The following is a 14,590-nucleotide window of genomic DNA, read 5'->3' on the forward strand; positions in this document are numbered from 1 at the left end:
CTACCTGTTGGGGACGCTGCGGAAGATGCAGGGCTCGACGCCGGGGCCGGAGACGGCGGCGCGGCTCGACCACTCCCACAGCGGCGTCCAGTAGGCGGCGGTGATGTCGGCGGCAGCTTTGGGATCGTCGACGATGTAGCCGTACTCCTGAAGGTTCACCGGATACATGTTGTCCGAGCCGATGTAGAAGGTTCGATCGTCGACCATCCAGAACTTGGCGTGATTGGCGATCGGATGGCCTCCTGGCCATGCCGCATCCGGCCCGAATCGAAACGGTGCGATGTGCACCCGGCTGCACAGCAACGCATTCACCGGGTCGGGACCCGTGCGGATCCGGTAGCGCGCCAATGGATCGCGGGCGTAGACACGGCGTTGCACCGCATCGCGCAGATGCTGCGCAAGCTGTGCCAGGGTCACATTGTTGGAATAGCTGCTGCCACTGTCGCCGACAGCGCCCAGGTCCGACAGCACGATATAGATGTCACCCTGCTTTCGGCGCAGGAAGTCCACAAGGCGATCGATCATCGAGTCGGGATAAAGCGTGTCGGCCCGGCCGAGATTGAAGCCGAGATCCTGCTGGACGATTCGGATATCGTGCTGCGCGGCTCCGAGCATCAGGTCGCGCGCAAGCTCGCTTTGATTGGCGAAGTCCGGCGTGATGCCTGCCGCGAGTCGGCCGACGCCAAGAATGGGAATGCCGCCTCCGCCCGACACGCGCGGCTGGCGCGGCAAGGGTTGCGGGGGGAGGCAGTCGTGGATCGGAACGGTCGCACCGGCCGGCAAGCTGGCCACCGAGATCGCCGGCCCCTTGTCAAGATTGGCGCAAACATACTGCCAGAGCGCGTCGGCGAAGCGCGCCGCGCTTGCCGCCGCCGGGCCGGTCACTTCCATCGATAGGTCGTGCACCGGGTTGTCGATCAGATAATCCTCGGACCAGAGATTGTGGCCGCCGACCAGGGCCTCGCGGCCGTCCACGGTCACGACCTTCGAATGGTTCCACGAGTAGCTGTCGCAATCCTCGAAGGCGACGCACGAACGCATCGCCGAAACGCTGACGGACAGGCCCGATCCCTTGATGTCCTCCAGGCCGGCAGTCAGCGCCCTCAGGAACGCCGGCACGTCGACGTCACCCGTGGGATACTGGCCGATCAGGATCCGCACCGAAATGGTTCGACGGGTGCGGGCGAGCGAATCGAGCGCATCGTGGATCGTCCCCAGAAACCGCGTTCCCGGCGGCGGTTCCAGCAGATTGATGTCCACGCGTTGTCGCGCGCTCGCGATCAAATCGTGAAGCCTTACGATCAAAGCATCGGAATGACCGAAACAGACCTTGCGCCTGGCATTGCGCGCGCCGCCTGGTCTCGGCCAGATCTCATGGCAGGTACCGCCGCCGGCACAATCGGCATCGCTGGCGCAGTCAGGCAGGCGCACATCGGTCTCACAATTGGTGCACTCGAGTGGATAGAACGGCAGGTCGGCGGCGCGTCGCCCCCACCAGTTCGGCGTCTGGACAATCCAGTCGCCGGCGAGCTTGTTCCCGCGCGTCAGATCGTAGGTGACGCCTGCAAAAGCGCTATGGACGTCGCTCCGCGCCAGCTCGGCCTCGAGCTGGTCAAGGATCGGCACGTCCGACGCCGGATCCGGAACGTGGATGCCGCGGTCGTGAATGACGGTGGGGATGGGCGTCGCCGCATCGAGCGCGCCCGTGAACCGCATCGCGAGATGACGCGAGACCGCACTGTTGGGAATCATTCCGCTGCAGGCCACCACGGCGCCGACCAGAAGGCCACCCAGCGCGAAGACGAAAATCCTGCCGGCGGACATGGACAAGCGACCTGGTCCCCTCTCAAACTGCGGCGAAGGCAACGCAAAGACCGCATCGAGGTTCCATAGCATGGCCGAGGCGCTATTGCAGACGACCGTCGTAGGTTCGTATCCACAGCCGGACTGGCTGGTGAACCGGGAGATGCTCAGCAAGGTCGTGCCCCGCACCCGCATGAAGGAGATCTGGCGTGTGGCCGCGCCTTTCCTGCAGCAGGCACAGGACGACGCGACCATCCTTGCCATTCGCGACATGGAACGTGCCGGCCTCGACATCATCACCGACGGCGAGATGCGGCGCGAGAGCTACTCCAACCATTTCGCCACTGCCCTCGCCGGCATCGACAATGATCATCCCGCCGAGATCGTGAATCGAACTGGAAACCGCACTCCCGTGCCGCGCGTCGTGGGCAAGATCACGCGCACACGCCCGGTCGAAGTGCGCGACATGCAGTTCCTGCGCGCCAATACGGCAAAGTCCGCCAAGATCACCCTGCCCGGGCCCTTCACCATGGGTCAGCAAGTCAAGGACGAGTTCTATGGCGACGCCGAGGCGATGTGCATGGACTACGCCCGGGCGGTGAATGAGGAGGCGCACGATCTCGTCTCGGCCGGCGCCGACGTGATCCAACTCGACGAGCCGTGGCTGCGCAACGACCCCGACGAGGCAAAGCGCTATGCGGTCAAGGTGATCAACCGCGCTCTGCAGGGCATCACCGTTCCCACGGTCGTGCATCTTTGCTTCGGTTACGCGGCGGTCGTGCCGGGCCTCAGCAAGCCCAGCGGCTATTCTTTCCTGCCGCAACTGGCGGACACCGTCGCTCAGCAGATCTCGATCGAGTCGGCGCAACCCAGGATCGATCTCGGCGTGCTGAAGGAGCTGGCGCCCAAGAAGGTGATGCTGGGCGTGATCGACCTCAGCGACCCCGAGGTCGAGACGCCGCAGAAGGTCGCAGGACGCATCCGCGCCGGCCTGAAGTATCTTTCGCCTGACAAGCTCCTGCCCGCGCCCGATTGCGGGATGAAGTACCTGCCGCGGGAGACGGCCATCGGCAAGCTGAGAGCACTGGTGGCCGGAGCGGCGCTCGTGCGCAGCGAGCTCGGCTAGCTCAGCGGGCGGTCAGCGTACCGTCGGGACTTGCCGTCACGGTGTAGCCGACGCCGTTTCGCTTCGCCTCGCCGATCCATTTGCCATCCGGTCCGCGACGCAGATTCCGGATCTGGGAATAACCCTGCGACTGCAGACGTGCAGCGACGCCGGCCGCGCCGGCCTTAGTGGTCTGGCTTGTCGACACCGGGCCCTTGGGCATCGTCTGCGCACTTGCCGCCGAAGCGGCGAGGACCAAAGCAGCGGCCAGCCAAGCGCGATTCACCATGCCACGTCCTCTCGGAACTCGATGTCCGGTCGGCCCGCAGCCTCCCCATTCCCTGTGTCAACTTTTTGGCCTTATCGCGCGGAGACCATGCCGCTGCGGTCCACGGTGACCTGGACCCGGGTGGTTCCCCGCATGGCTTGCGCGTGCCAGAGACCGTCGCTGCCTTTGGCGATGCCCTGCACGTCCTTGTAGCCATCGCGCTCGATCGCCTTCTTCGCGGTCAGAGCGGCACCGCTCGGCTGTTCGCCCGTCGAATTGGCCATGTTCGGCGCTTCAGCGGACTTGTCGCGATTGCCCATGGCACTGCTTCCGCCGTTGCCCTCCACGGCCGCGTTCGAGCTATCCGGTCCTCCGGCTCCCGGCGAGTTGCCGCCGCCGCCTTTGTCCGAGGGAAGCGCGGGCGTCCCGGTCGAAGGCGTATTGCCCGGGGACGACGAAGTTTGAGCCACCGCAGCCGTACCGACCGCCGCCGTGACAATCGCCAGGATCAAGAGGGAGCGCTGCATTGGTGGTTCTCCATTATTTGATCGCGTCCAAATGCAACGCCCGGCCCGCAGAGCATGTTGCGGCCGCATTCTCTCTTTGCCCCGCTTTCGCCACAGGCGTAGCGTGCCGCTTGGAAACGGGGAAACGCGTGGCATACGACTACATCATCGTCGGCGGAGGCTCTGCCGGTTCCGTGCTGGCAAACAGGCTGTCGTCGCGCAGCACCAACAGGGTGCTCGTTTGCGAGGCCGGTCAGGATACGCCGCCCGGCCATGAGCCTCCGGAGATTCGCGATTCCTACTCGGGTACCGCCTATTTCGACCCGCGCTTCCATTGGACGGAGCTCAAGGTCCACACCCAGATCGTGTCGCACAACAACCCGCACGAAAACCGCCCGCCGCTGCGGAAGTACGAACAGGCACGGGTGCTGGGCGGCGGCTCCTCGATCAACGGCCAGATGGCCAATCGCGGCGCTCCGACCGACTATCAGGAATGGGCCGAACGCGGCGCCGAGGGCTGGGGCTGGAACGAGGTCTTGCCCTATTTCAAGAAGGTCGAGCGCGACCTCGATTTCGACGGCCCCTGGCACGGCAAGGACGGCCGCATTCCTGTTCGCCGCATTCCCGTCGAACACTGGACGAAGTACGCACAGGCCGTCGGCGAAGCCTGCAAGCTTGCAGGCATGGCCTTCCTTCCCGATCAGAATGGCGAGTTCACCGACGGCTATTTTCCGGTCACCCACTCCAACGCCTCCGAGCAGCGCGTATCGGCGGCGATGGGCTATCTCGATGCGGAAACCCGCAAGCGCGCCAATCTCGCTCTGTCGACCGACACGCAGGTGAGGTCGCTGCTGTTCGACGGCGCACGCTGCGTGGGCGTCGTCGCCGTGGTCGACGGCAAGGAAGCGGAGTTCCGAGGACGCGAGGTGATCCTCTCGTCGGGCGCCATCCACTCGCCGGCGCATTTGCTGCGCGCCGGCATCGGACCTGTCGGCCACCTGAAAGACATGGGCATTCCAGTCGTTGCCGCCCTGCCGGGCGTCGGCCAGCGGCTGATGGACCACCCCTCGATCTCGCTCTCCTCCTTCATCCGTCGCGGTGCGCGCATGAACGCGCATACGCGCCGCCACATCCACGTCGGCATCCGCTATTCCTCCGGTCTTCCCGACGTACCCAAGGGCGACATGTTCGTGGCCGTCGTCAACAAGTCCGCCTGGCACGCGGTCGGCGAGCAGATCGCGTCGCTGCTCACCTTCATCAATCGCACCTACTCAGAGACCGGCCAGGTGAAGCTCAGCTCGCGCGACTGGCGGACGGAGCCCACCGTCGAGTTCAACCTCCTGTCCGACAAGCGCGATCTCGACCGCCTGATGACGGGCTTCCGCAAGATGGCGGCGCTGCAGATGAGCGCGCCCCTGAAAGCGGTCACGGACAACCCCTTCCCCGCTTCCTATTCCGACCGCGTGCGCAAGATCGGCGTCGTCAATGCGAAGAACAAGTTCCTCACCAGCGTCGTGGCCAGGTTTCTCGACGGGCCGGCGGCCGTGCGCCGCTACATGATCGAGAAGTTCGTGGTCGAAGGCTTCACCTTCGACCAGGTCATGACGGATGACGAAGCGCTCGAGGCCTTCGTCAGGAAGGCCGCGATCGGCGTGTGGCATGCCTCATGTACCTGTCGCATGGGCCGGGTGGACGATCCGATGTCGGTCGTCGACACGCAGGGCCGCGTCAAGGGCGTGCAAGGCCTCCGCGTCGTCGATGCCTCGGTCTTTCCCATCGTGCCTTGCGCCAACACCAACTTTCCCACCCTGATGACGGCCGAGAAGATTTCGGACGCCATCCTCGCCGGCCAATAGCGGCACCATGTCCGTTGTGCTGGGCGCCGGTGAGCATCGCTATCGCGTGGTCGAGGACTGGGCCAGCTTGCCCGACGGCTGGGAGTTCCGGGACGTGGCCGCAGTCGCGGTGGACAGCAAGGATCGGGTCTACGTGTTCAATCGCGGCCGCCATCCGATGATGGTGTTCGACCGCGAGGGCAATTTCCTGCGCTCGTGGGGCGAGGGCCTGTTCAGGCGCGCGCACGGCCTGCACATCGATCGCGACGACGTCCTCTACTGTACCGACGACGGCGACCACACCGTGCGCAAGGTGACCACCGAAGGCAAGGTGCTGCTCACGATCGGCGTGCCGGACCAGCCCGCCCCCTTCATGAGTGGCCGGCCGTTCAACCGCTGCACCCATACCGCCCTCTCGCCCACGGGAGAAATCTACGTCTCCGATGGCTACGGCAATTCGCGGATCCACAAATATTCGCCTGACGGCAAGCACCTGATGTGCTGGGGCACGACCGGCACCGATCCCGGTGAGTTCAACATCCCCCACAATATCGCCGCCGACTCCGAGGGGTGGGTCTACGTCGCGGACCGCGAAAATCATCGGGTCCAGGTGTTCGACGGCAACGGCAAGTACGAAGCGCAGTGGAACAATCTCCACCGGCCTTGCGCTCTCTATTGCTGCGCCGGTGCGGCCGACCCGTTGCGGTTTGTCGTCGGCGAGCTCGGCCCTGGCATGCCGGTGAACGCGCATCATCCCAATCTCGGGCCGCGGCTCAGCATCGTCGACGGCGACGGCAAGCTCCTTGCCCGTCTGGGTGGGCACGATGGTCCGGGCGAGCAGGTTGGCCGCTTCCTGGCGCCCCACGGGCTCGCCGTCGATTCGCGCGGCGACATATATGTCGGCGAGGTGAGCTACACAAACTGGAGCAACACCTTCCCCGGCAAGCCGACGCCAACGTACCTGCGCTCCCTGCAGAAGCTCGAGAAGGTGGTGGCGTAATGCAAAGCAATGACCGGTTGCATCTGATCGGCAGCATTCCGCTCGACAGCAGCGAGCAGGTCTTCCGCCGGCTCGCCGCGGAACTCGGCCCTCATCTCAGTCGCATGCCCGACGGCGAGACCGGCGAGCGATCGCGCTGGGTCTATTTCCAGCGTCAGATGCTGCTCGATCATCCAGCGATGGAGATCGACCCGACGGCGCCGCCCTACAAGTTCATCCAGTGGGACGGCAAGGTCGTACGCGAGATCGAGCAGATACGCTTCAAGCCCGGGGTCGATGCCGACACGGTCTCGTTCGAGACCGGCTACGACAAGGCGGCGATCGCCTCCTGGGAAGTGTTCAAGCGCCTGCGCGATGCCGGGATCATCGGCCGGCACGTGAGATTCCAGGTCTGCCTCTCGACGCCGATGGCGAGCGGCTATCTTTACGTCAGCCCTGCCGCCCGCGAGGCCTACTTCGGCGTCTACGAGCGCGCCCTCAAGGCAGCCCTCGCCAATATCGTGAAGGCCATCCCCGGCCAGGACCTTTCGATCCAGTGGGACGTCTGCCAGGAAGTGCTGGTATTCGAGAACTATTTCACGGATCGGCCGCTGCACTACAAGCAGCAGATCTTCGACATGCTGGGGCGGCTTGGCGATGCGGTGCCGGCCGAAGTCGAAATGGGTTACCATCTTTGCTACGGCTCGCCGCGCGACGAGCACCTGGTGCAGCCTAGGGATGCCGCCATTCTTGCCGAGATGATGAACGGCATCGCGGCCGCCACCGGGCGGCGGATCGACTTCTTCCACATCCCGGTACCCAAGGGACGGACCGACGAAGCCTATCATGCGCCGCTCAGGAATTGGCGGCGCCCGGCCGGTACGCGGCTCTATCTCGGACTTCTCCATCACGGCGATGAAGCGGGCGACAAGGCGCGCATCGCCGTGGCGCGCCGGTTCGTCGACGATTTCGGGCTCTCCGCCGAGTGCGGCTGGGGCCGGACCGAGCCGGGTCGGCTGCCCGGCCTGCTGAAGGGTCATCGCGTGGCAGCGGAGGGATGGTGATGGTCGAGCGTGTTCTGGTCGTTGGTCCGAAGGATTGTCTGGCGATGGTCGACGACCTCGCGCCCAAGGGCTTCGAAATCGTCAAGGCGCTGCACAATTCGCCCGAACAAAAAGCGGCATTGCCGAGCACGAATTATTTCGTGGGCTTCGTGCAGCAATACGTCACCGCGCAGCTCTACAAGGATGCGCCGCATCTCAGGCTCGTGCAGATGCTGAGCGCCGGCTATGACAGGGCCGACCTCGATGCCGCGCGCAACAGCAGGGTGCCGCTCTGCAACAATGGCGGCGCCAACTCGGTGGCGGTGTCCGAGCATGCTCTCCTTCTGATGCTGGCGGTGTCACGCCGGCTGATCACGCAGCATCACAACGTCACGGCCGGCCGCTGGCACGGCAATGCGCCGCCGACGGTCCACGAGCTGCGCAACAAGGTGCTGGGTATCATCGGGCTCGGCACGATTGGCAAGAAGGTCGCGCGCCTCGCCCTCGCCTTCGGCATGCAGGTCCATTACTACGACATCGCACGCCTGAAGGAGCAGGAAGAGGACGCGCTCGGCGTGCGCTTCCGACTGCTGCCGGAAATCCTGCGCGGCTCCGACCTTCTCTCCCTGCATGTGCCCCTGAACGAGTCGACCCATCACATGATCGGTGCGGCCGAGCTGGCGCTCATGAAGAAATCGGCGATCATCGTGAACACTTCGCGCGGCCCGGTGATCGACGAGAAGGCCCTGACCGAGGCGCTGGCCGCCGGCCGACTGTTCGGTGCCGGTCTCGACGTCTTCGACGAGGAGCCCACGCCCCCCGACAATCCGCTCCTGAAGCTCGATAACGTCGTGCTGACCGCGCATCTTGCCGGCCCGACCTTCGAGAGCAACATCACGCGCCTGCGCAACGGCTTCGACAACGTCCAGCGTGTTGCGCGCGGCGAGCCGGCCCTGTGGGTCGTCCCGGAGCTGGGTTGACGCAGGGGCGGCGATGACAAGGCCGCTCCGTTCGGCCAGCCGATGAAGCTCGGCGACATCGTGGCTGCTTCGCCAGGGTCAAGGGGCAGCCGGCTCGAGCAATCGCCGATCTCCACCACAGGTTCCCCAATTAGTTCGCATTGACGAACTTTCTTTTTCGGTTCGATACCGCGACGTCAACGATTGGAAAGCATAGAATAAATTTCCAAGTGGTTGAGTAAAGGTTCGCGGCTCCTTCGTGACCGGCGAAACGACGAAATGTCGACCACGACCGGCCGCGCCTTCGGACTGTCGTTCCGGGAGGAAGAAGCTATGGCCATGCAACACATCCGAAACCCGATCGAATGGGGTTGGGACCAACTGAAGCAGACCGGCCACGCCATGGACGCGGCCGCGCACTCCATGGACGGCGCTTGGGAGACACGTGACGCGACGCCGCTTGTCGTGCAGCGGATCAAGGCTGCCGACCTGCGCGACGTTCTCCGCAAGGGCTTCGAGGATTTCGGCGCCTATCGCACCGATGTGATCTTCCTCTGCCTCTTCTACCCCATCGCCGGCATCGTCCTGTCGCGCTTCATCGTCGGCAACGGCATGCTGCAGCTGCTCTTCCCGCTGGTTTCGGGCTTCGCAATCATCGCGCCCTTCTTCGCCGTGGGGCTCTACGAGATGAGCCGTCGCCGCGAGAGAGGCAGCGCCACCGGCTGGGCCGATGCCTTCGGAGTCGCGAGCTCGCCGGCCTTGGGGCAGATCGTGGTCATGGGCCTCCTGCTCGCGGCGCTCCTGGCGCTCTGGCTGTTCGCCGCCCATTTCATCTATCTGCTGAGCTTCGGTCCGGAGCCACCTGAATCATTGAACGGTTTCGCCCAAGAGGTATTCACCACCTCGGCCGGCTGGACCATGATCGTGGTCGGCGTCGGCGTGGGTTTCCTGTTCGCGCTGGTCGCGGCGGTCGTCAGCGTGGTGTCGTTCCCGCTCCTGCTTGACCGGAATGTCGGCGTCCTCACGGCGATCAGCACGTCCGTCCGTGTCGTGCGCGCCAATCCCGGCGTGATGGCCTTGTGGGGTCTCATCATTGCCGGCGGGCTGGTCGTGGGAGCGATCCCCCTGCTGCTCGGGCTCGCGATCGTGCTGCCCGTGCTGGGGCACGCGACCTGGCATCTGTACCGCAAGGTGCTGCCGCGCTGACCACAGACCGTGAAGATCGAGCATGCGGACTGACCTGCCCTCGAAGGTACCTTCTGCGCCTTCCTTATCCACATGGAGCCATCCTTGAGGGCGTTGTGGACCGCGGTCGTCTATTTCGGATCCTTCCTGATCCTGGGCTTCGTGGCGAAGATCGCGCTCGACCGCTGGGCGCAGCGGCACGATATCGACCTCGCCGGCATCCAGACCCGGGCCGGCCTTCATCGCGGCAAACGCCGCCTCTTCCTGCTGGGCGCCTGGCGGGACGAAGACTGACCGGCGGGAACTCGGATCGCGACGGATGACGGGCGCTGCAGGCCGGCGTTGCAATTGAAACACTGAACGGTGAGACCCCGTGCCGGCGAGCCGATAAGGTGGCTTCGAGGGTGCTTGCTCGATGCTCACCGTTTGCGTTGTGCTGATGATTGTGGCGTTCGGCCTCGGTGCTTCCGGCGTTTGGCTCCTGCTGCGGCGACCGCAACGGTAGCTGCGCTTTCGCCGCGCGCGCTCCGCTAACGGGATCTGTGGAGGCGAACGGTCCACGCCTCGGAACCTGCGACGGTAGTCGCCTTGCCGCTGCATTGCGCCGCATCGCCAGCCCCACGGCTGCAATCGAGCGCCTCGGGATACGCGCCGCCGTCGCTGCAGGTCGTTGCGAAGATGCGCAGGCGAAGCTCCGTGCCTAGGTACGCAGCCTGCGCCGAGGCGCGGCAAAAGAAGCCCGGCTGATCGAGGCGCGTGTACAGAAACCGGCCGCCACCCGTGCCGTCGAAGCAATAGGTGGCCACGCCTGACTCGTGGGCAAGCTGGAACACGTCGCTTCGCCAGCACCCCTTGAGGAACGACAGATCGCTGGCCGGCCGCTCGGGGAGCTGCAGCAGCGGACGCGGTGCAACCGACGGGCCCGCCTCGCTCCTTGTTGCCGGGCCGAAGGGATCGAGTGGCTTCGGGTAGGAAGGCGGCCTCGCCGTCGAGATCGAAGGCGGCGGCGCCAGGGGCGCGACACTGCCGCCCGGCGGTGGCGGCGGGGGCAGTGTTGGCTGCGTCGTACCGTTGGGATAACTCGGGCCGGTGCCTCCGATCACGCCGCCCAATCCACTGCCAATTCCGGTGCTGTTGCCGATCGATCCGCCGGGCGCCACGCCTTGAGCGAGTGCGGTCGTGGCAGCAACGCCGAAAGCGCATACCGCCGCCGCGGCCGTCAGTTTGCGCATCTGTCGCATCCTGGCAGCATGCCGCCGCTAGATCGGAAAGCCCCCGGAATAGGGCGGAAGGCGAGCGTCGGCCGCGCGCATGGCCTGTCTGGCGCTTTCGTCCAAGTTGTCCTTGGCGAGTCGTGCGTCGTAGAACCGGGCATCCATGTCAGCGGCTTCGACCTTCTTCCGCTTGACGAAGATCCGCATGAACCGTTCCCACAAGCTCATGATGCACCTCCGGATGGAAGCGGCGAGATATTGGTCAGGAAAGGCGCCGGCCCGCAAGGAGGACCATGAGGGATCCGGCCTCTCCCCGACAAACGAACCGTTTTAAGACCCGGGACAGGGCCGACGTGTTCGGGACATGGTGGACACATGTCAGATTGGCTCGGCCTAGCCAATCATCAGTTCCTGGGTAGACTGAGCGGTGCGGAGTTGGGCGCCGGATTAACCACGCCGTAGTGATCTGCCATGCCATTGCCCGGATTGCCGTAGCGCATCGGCCGCGGCCGTTCCGGCAGCATGGTTTCGTTCCAGGCCTCCCAATCGCGTTTCAATCGTTCAAAGACATTTCTTTCCCGATCCTTCAGATTGGCCCTCTCGCGCAGGTCTCTGGCCAGATCGAAGAGAAACTCGTTACCGGCAATGCGCAGGTATTTCCAGTTGCCGTCGCGGATGGCGCGCTGCGATCCGGAATGATAGCGCCAGTAGAGCTTGCGCGGATGCGGCTCCACATTTCCAGACAGGATCGGCCCCAGGTCCTCGCCATCGGATGGATGGAGCGAGTCCGGCGACGTGCCGACTGCTGCCAACAACGTCGGCATCCAGTCCATCGTGGCAATGATCTGCTCGGACACCGATCCTGCGGCGATCCGCCCGGGCCAGCGCACGATCGACGGTACGCGAAGGCCGCCTTCGAGCAATTCCTCTTTCATCCCGGTGAACGGCCAAACATTGGAGAACCGCTCGCCCCCGTTGTCGCTGGTGAAGACGACGACGGTGTTGTCGGCAAGCCCATTCGCGTCGAGCGCGCGCAATACCCGGCCGATATTGCTGTCCAGGCTCTGCACCATGGCGGCGTAGGTTCTTTGCGATCCGCCGTCCCGGTGAAAGAAGTCCCTGATGCGCAAGGACTCGGCCTCGTCGTCCGGGCTCTCCCATGGCCAGTGGGGAGCAGTGAAATGCAGGCTCAGCAGAAACGGCTCTCGCGAGCTGGCATATTTTTCGATCAGTTGGACGGCCCGGTCTCCCAGCAGGTTCGTCAAGTAGCCATGCCGCTCCACCGGCACTTCCTGTTCGTGGAGCTGGCCGTAGACAAGGCCGCCGGGTTGGCCGAACGCGAGACTGCGCAGCGCGTCCGGACCATGATTGAAATAGTCTGCAGCACCGGCGAGGACGCCGAAGAAGTGGTCATAGCCGCTCTTCAACGGGCTGAAATCAGGCAGGAAGCCGAGATGCCATTTGCCGACCAGCGCGGTGGCATAGCCAACCTTCTTCAGGAGCGAAGGCAGAGTGGGATGATCTGGCGGCAGGCCTGCATTCCCGGGGCTGGTTGGACCTATTGGCTCCTCGAGTCCCACGGCGAGGCGGTATTGGTAGCGGCCGGTCATCAGCGCTACCCGCGTCGCCGAGCAAACCGGGGAATTGGCGTACCCTTGCGTGAACCTCAGTCCCTCGACAGCCAGCCGGTCGATGCTCGCAGTCGCAAAGTCGCGCTGGCCGTAGCAGCTCACGTCGGCGTAGCCGAGATCATCCGCCAGAATGAAGACGATGTTCGGTCTTGTCGGTTGAGTCCAGGCCGGGCGACCAGGGCCCAGTCCAGCCAGTGCCAATGAGCTCGCAGCAGTCGCCCGGACAAATCGGCGCCGAGAGATCTCGCGCGGTTGTACCATAGCTCTTCCTCCTCCCAGCCGGGCTGGCGGCCGAGATCATCGGGCCGCACCCGAGGCGTCCGAAGTTGCTGCATGAAAATACGCCTCGGCAGTGGTCCGTGCCTTCAGAAGGGCTTCCTTTTCCTTACCGCCATCTTGTTTTTGCCTACCGATGCGTGTGCTAGCCTCGCTGACGAGGCCGCCCAGCGATTGCCGGAACAGCGAATGCGCTATCTGTTTGAGGACTATGCGCTCGACACGGACCGGCGGGAACTGTGCCGACGAAGCGAGGTTGTGCGGCTCGAGCCGCAAGCTTTCGACCTTCTGGAGTACCTGATCCGAAACCGCGGGCGTGTGGTCAGCAGGGGCGACTTGATTGCCGCCGTCTGGGCGGGGCGGATCGTCTCCGACTCGGCCATGACGACCCGCATCAACGCAGCACGATGTGCGATTGACGACAACGGCAAGGCGCAGCGTCTTATCAAGACCGTGCCTCGGAAAGGCATCCGCTTCGTGGGCACGGTGCTGGAGCAACAGGCCGGCGGGTCGGAGATTGGCTGGCAACCGTCGACGCCCCGCCTCGCCCTGCCGGACAGGCCCTCGATCGCGGTTCTCGCCTTCACCAACATGGGTGGCGACCCGGGGCAGGAATATTTCAGTGACGGCATCACCGAGGATATCATCACCGAGCTGTCCCGTTTCTCCGAGCTGTTCGTCATCGCCCGGAACTCGAGCTTTCAGTTCAAGGGTAGATCACCGGACATACGTCAGGTCGGCCATGAGCTCGGCGTGCGCTACGTCCTCGAGGGAAGCATCCGTCGCGCGGGCGATCGCGTCCGCATCGGTGCTCAGCTCATCGATGCCGTGACCGGCGCGCAGCGTTGGGGAGAGCGCTACGACCGCGAGCTGAAGGACGTCTTCGCTGTCCAGGACGAAGTTTCCCGTACGATCGTCTCGATCCTGGTCGTCCAGGTAAGCAAGGCCGAAGCCGAACGCACGCTTTTGAAACCGCCAGCAACCTGGCAGGCATATGATTTCCTGATGCGCGCTTCAGATGTCTGGTCGGCGCGCAACGCGGCCGACCTTCACGAAGCGCGGCGTCTTCTCTACGAAGCTCGACGTCTCCTCGAGCGCTCCATTTTCCTCGACCCAAACTACGCTCGCGCCTACGCCATGCTTTCGCAAACTCACCTGGCCGCCTGGATCCAGCCGCTGGATGAAGACCACCTGAACCCTGCCGCCCTCGAACGCGCGCATCGCTTCGCTCGAAAGTCGCTTCAGCTTGGCCCCGATCTACCGATCACGCATGCCCAGCTCGGAGGAGTGCTGACCTTCGAGGGCCAGCATGAGCAGGCCATCGCCGAATTCGAGAAGGCGGTTGCGCTGAACCCTAATTTTACGGATTGGTGGTTCGGCATGGCGCTACTGCGCGCGGGAGAGCCTGCGAGGGCCATCACGGTCATCGAGACGCACATCCGCTATGATCCGTTTTGTTCACCGTGGGCGCTGGGCCAGTTGGGGCTCGCCCACTATATGCTGAACGAGTATTCGGAGGCGCTGCCTCCCCTCCGCGCACTTGCGTTGCGGGTCCCAAACATGAGGCAAGGTCACGTTTTCCTTGCCGCCAACCTGGCGCAGCTCGGGCAGCTCGATGGAGCCCACGCAGAGGCCGCCGAGATCCTGCGGATCGATCCGAAGTACACGATCGACGGCACGCAAAGGCAACTGGCGCTGTTCAAGCGTACCGAGGATGTCGAGCATTTCCTTGATGGCCTGCGCAAGGCGGGCCTGCCCGGGAAATGAACAGACCGATCAGATGGCA

At 64.5% G+C, this 14,590-nt stretch carries 14 protein-coding genes; 8 read left to right on the forward strand and 6 right to left on the reverse strand.

Annotated features, from left to right (window positions below; translation table 11 throughout):
* The gene (locus VH499_RS02570) at positions 1 to 1,824 is read right to left on the reverse strand and encodes a hypothetical protein (protein WP_332051118.1); all 1,824 of its coding nucleotides are present in this window, start codon (positions 1,822 to 1,824) and stop codon (positions 1 to 3) included.
* Positions 1,825 to 1,894: 70 nt separating this feature from the next.
* Between VH499_RS02570 and VH499_RS02575 the strand changes: the two genes are divergently transcribed.
* Positions 1,895 to 2,929: a 5-methyltetrahydropteroyltriglutamate--homocysteine methyltransferase gene (locus tag VH499_RS02575; RefSeq protein WP_332051119.1), complete on the forward strand. Its 1,035-nt coding sequence runs from the start codon at positions 1,895 to 1,897 to the stop codon at positions 2,927 to 2,929.
* Between the two features lies 1 nt (position 2,930).
* Here VH499_RS02575 and VH499_RS02580 read toward each other — a convergent pair whose 3' ends face one another.
* Both VH499_RS02580 and VH499_RS02585 read right to left on the reverse strand, forming a co-directional pair.
* Positions 2,931 to 3,197 carry a hypothetical protein gene (locus VH499_RS02580; RefSeq protein ID WP_332051120.1) on the reverse strand — a complete coding sequence of 89 codons (267 nt, stop codon included), beginning with the start codon at positions 3,195 to 3,197 and terminating at the stop codon, positions 2,931 to 2,933.
* A gap of 71 nt (positions 3,198 to 3,268) precedes the next feature.
* Positions 3,269 to 3,688, reverse strand: coding sequence for a hypothetical protein (locus tag VH499_RS02585; protein WP_332051121.1), 420 nt, complete (start codon positions 3,686 to 3,688; stop codon positions 3,269 to 3,271).
* Between the two features lie 143 nt (positions 3,689 to 3,831).
* Here VH499_RS02585 and VH499_RS02590 point away from each other — a divergent pair, with 143 nt between their 5' ends.
* From VH499_RS02590 to VH499_RS02615, 6 genes are all read left to right on the forward strand, one after another.
* Positions 3,832 to 5,538: a GMC family oxidoreductase gene (locus VH499_RS02590; protein WP_332051122.1), complete on the forward strand. Its 1,707-nt coding sequence runs from the start codon at positions 3,832 to 3,834 to the stop codon at positions 5,536 to 5,538.
* 7 nt (positions 5,539 to 5,545) lie between these two features.
* Positions 5,546 to 6,517: a peptidyl-alpha-hydroxyglycine alpha-amidating lyase family protein gene (locus tag VH499_RS02595; protein WP_332051123.1), complete on the forward strand. Its 972-nt coding sequence runs from the start codon at positions 5,546 to 5,548 to the stop codon at positions 6,515 to 6,517.
* Positions 6,517 to 7,560, forward strand: a complete 1,044-nt coding sequence (locus tag VH499_RS02600) for a hypothetical protein (RefSeq protein ID WP_332051124.1) — start codon at positions 6,517 to 6,519, stop codon at positions 7,558 to 7,560. Before VH499_RS02595 ends, VH499_RS02600 begins: the two co-directional genes overlap by 1 nt.
* The gene (locus VH499_RS02605; protein WP_332051125.1) at positions 7,560 to 8,519 is read left to right on the forward strand and encodes a 2-hydroxyacid dehydrogenase; all 960 of its coding nucleotides are present in this window, start codon (positions 7,560 to 7,562) and stop codon (positions 8,517 to 8,519) included. The genes VH499_RS02600 and VH499_RS02605 overlap by 1 nt, the downstream gene beginning before the upstream one ends.
* 402 nt (positions 8,520 to 8,921) lie before the next feature.
* Positions 8,922 to 9,704 carry a DUF2189 domain-containing protein gene (locus VH499_RS02610; RefSeq protein WP_332051246.1) on the forward strand — a complete coding sequence of 261 codons (783 nt, stop codon included), beginning with the start codon at positions 8,922 to 8,924 and terminating at the stop codon, positions 9,702 to 9,704.
* 84 nt (positions 9,705 to 9,788) lie between these two features.
* Positions 9,789 to 9,977, forward strand: coding sequence for a hypothetical protein (locus VH499_RS02615; protein ID WP_332051126.1), 189 nt, complete (start codon positions 9,789 to 9,791; stop codon positions 9,975 to 9,977).
* A 236-nt stretch (positions 9,978 to 10,213) separates the two neighbouring features.
* On the opposite strand, the gene VH499_RS02620 is transcribed toward VH499_RS02615, so the two are convergent.
* From VH499_RS02620 to VH499_RS02630, 3 genes are all read right to left on the reverse strand, one after another.
* Positions 10,214 to 10,915: a hypothetical protein gene (locus VH499_RS02620; protein WP_332051127.1), complete on the reverse strand. Its 702-nt coding sequence runs from the start codon at positions 10,913 to 10,915 to the stop codon at positions 10,214 to 10,216.
* Positions 10,916 to 10,942: 27 nt separating this feature from the next.
* Complete coding sequence (locus VH499_RS02625; RefSeq protein ID WP_332051128.1) at positions 10,943 to 11,125, reverse strand: hypothetical protein; 183 nt, start codon at positions 11,123 to 11,125, stop codon at positions 10,943 to 10,945.
* 176 nt (positions 11,126 to 11,301) lie between these two features.
* Entirely contained in the window at positions 11,302 to 12,789 is a 1,488-nt protein-coding gene (locus VH499_RS02630) for a sulfatase family protein (protein WP_332051129.1), read from the reverse strand.
* Positions 12,790 to 12,993: 204 nt separating this feature from the next.
* On the opposite strand from VH499_RS02630, the gene VH499_RS02635 reads away from it, so the two are divergent.
* Positions 12,994 to 14,571, forward strand: a complete 1,578-nt coding sequence (locus VH499_RS02635; RefSeq protein ID WP_332051130.1) for a winged helix-turn-helix domain-containing tetratricopeptide repeat protein — start codon at positions 12,994 to 12,996, stop codon at positions 14,569 to 14,571.
* The last annotated feature ends 19 nt before the right edge of the window (positions 14,572 to 14,590 follow it).

Origin of the sequence: Reyranella sp. (assembly GCF_036558665.1) — a bacterium.
Classification (GTDB): domain Bacteria; phylum Pseudomonadota; class Alphaproteobacteria; order Reyranellales; family Reyranellaceae; genus Reyranella.

What these genes read in the sequence shown, in the direction of transcription:
- VH499_RS02570 (WP_332051118.1), bottom strand. Translation starts at nt 1,824, where the DNA reads ATGTCCGCCGGCAGGATTTTCGTCTTCGCGCTGGGTGGCCTTCTGGTC.
- VH499_RS02575 (WP_332051119.1), top strand. Translation starts at nt 1,895, where the DNA reads ATGGCCGAGGCGCTATTGCAGACGACCGTCGTAGGTTCGTATCCACAG.
- VH499_RS02580 (WP_332051120.1), bottom strand. Translation starts at nt 3,197, where the DNA reads ATGGTGAATCGCGCTTGGCTGGCCGCTGCTTTGGTCCTCGCCGCTTCG.
- VH499_RS02595 (WP_332051123.1), top strand. Translation starts at nt 5,546, where the DNA reads ATGTCCGTTGTGCTGGGCGCCGGTGAGCATCGCTATCGCGTGGTCGAG.
- VH499_RS02600 (WP_332051124.1), top strand. Translation starts at nt 6,517, where the DNA reads ATGCAAAGCAATGACCGGTTGCATCTGATCGGCAGCATTCCGCTCGAC.
- VH499_RS02605 (WP_332051125.1), top strand. Translation starts at nt 7,560, where the DNA reads ATGGTCGAGCGTGTTCTGGTCGTTGGTCCGAAGGATTGTCTGGCGATG.
- VH499_RS02610 (WP_332051246.1), top strand. Translation starts at nt 8,922, where the DNA reads ATGGACGGCGCTTGGGAGACACGTGACGCGACGCCGCTTGTCGTGCAG.
- VH499_RS02620 (WP_332051127.1), bottom strand. Translation starts at nt 10,915, where the DNA reads ATGCGCAAACTGACGGCCGCGGCGGCGGTATGCGCTTTCGGCGTTGCT.
- VH499_RS02625 (WP_332051128.1), bottom strand. Translation starts at nt 11,125, where the DNA reads ATGAGCTTGTGGGAACGGTTCATGCGGATCTTCGTCAAGCGGAAGAAG.
- VH499_RS02630 (WP_332051129.1), bottom strand. Translation starts at nt 12,789, where the DNA reads ATGGTACAACCGCGCGAGATCTCTCGGCGCCGATTTGTCCGGGCGACT.
- VH499_RS02635 (WP_332051130.1), top strand. Translation starts at nt 12,994, where the DNA reads ATGCGCTATCTGTTTGAGGACTATGCGCTCGACACGGACCGGCGGGAA.